Annotated in this window: 1 protein-coding gene; it reads left to right on the forward strand. The window is 50.7% G+C overall.

Features of this window, described 5'->3' with window-relative positions:
• On the forward strand, nt 1-259 hold a 259-nt coding region (locus ACTHTS_RS11290; RefSeq protein ID WP_440370092.1), incomplete at its 5' end, for a phosphatidate cytidylyltransferase.
• Nucleotides 260-440: the final 181 nt, after the last annotated feature.

The raw sequence follows: 440 nt of genomic DNA on the forward strand, positions 1-440 counted from the left end.
TTTTTCGGCCACTGCCATTGCCGCGCTGATGGCGCCGATTACGCCGTTTTCCCACGGCCGAGCAGCCGTTATCGGCTTTATCGTCTGCCTGATGGGCTTCTTTGGTGGCCTGGTTATGTCTGCCATCAAACGAGATTACGGTGTCAAGGACTGGGGCAATATGATACGCGGCCACGGCGGCATGCTTGACCGCGTGGATTCGATCTGTTTTGCCGCACCCGTGTTTTTCCACATCACCCGTTATTTCTGGAACGGCTAAACCTCAGGCCGTCTGAAAGCTGTTTTTCAGACAGCCTTGAAGGTATGAAACTGCCAGCCCTGCCAATTCGTTATACAATACGCAACCATTGTTATTACACACAAAAAATGAATAAACCCTCTACAATCTTCCCCATTTTCCTTGCTCCGATTATCTTCGCCCTCATTGCTTGGTCTGGCAT

Origin of the sequence: Neisseria sp. P0019.S003, from assembly GCF_051957115.1 — a bacterium.
Classification (GTDB): domain Bacteria; phylum Pseudomonadota; class Gammaproteobacteria; order Burkholderiales; family Neisseriaceae; genus Neisseria; species Neisseria flavescens_D.